Source organism: Treponema sp. R6D11 (genome assembly GCF_054786075.1).
In genome coordinates, this window is sequence record NZ_BDHD01000694.1 from 1 (window position 1) to 607 (window position 607).

The window sequence follows — 607 nt, forward strand, 5'->3', positions numbered from 1 at the left end:
CTCCAAATAAGAATAGAAGACGATGCCGCCATAGTTATCGCTACGCAACAACCTGTTGCGCGCGATTTACGCGAGATGGTAACAATTTTTAAACTTACAAGCAACATAGAAAGAATTGGAGATCATGCCGTACACCTTGCGCGCGCCGCGAAAAAACTTGCCAAAAAAGGCGATTCGCTCTTTATGGCGCAGGGGCATTTTGAAGCTATGGCGGTAATAGGACAGGAGATGATTCGCGCCGCTATTTCGGCATTTATGGCGCAAGACGCGCAGGCGGCGCGGGCGGCGGCGGCAATGGACAGCAAAATTGACGCGGAGCACAAAGCTCTTACCGAAGAAATTTTAAAACAAATGAAAAAAAATCCCGATATGGTTAAGGATGCGCTTCAAATTATTAACACGTCAAACCAGCTTGAACGGCTTGGAGATCACATCACCAATATTTGCGAAGCGATTATTTACAAGATCATTGGTCACATGGGAATCCCACAGTACATTGCCGTTTGGATCAATCAGCGTTAGACGATATGCTTGATTTGCGTTTATGGGCAATTCTATTTTCATAGGCGTATCTGCGGTGTTTTTGAATATTTGTCTTATGCTATCT

The 607-nt window shown here is 44.8% G+C and carries 1 protein-coding gene; it reads left to right on the top strand.

What is annotated here, in order from left to right; translation table 11 throughout:
* Positions 1-522 (top strand): phosphate signaling complex protein PhoU (phoU, locus tag ACYVTD_RS15535; protein WP_461248602.1); only part of this gene is annotated, 522 nt, incomplete at its 5' end.
* Between the last annotated feature and the right edge of the window lie 85 nt (positions 523-607).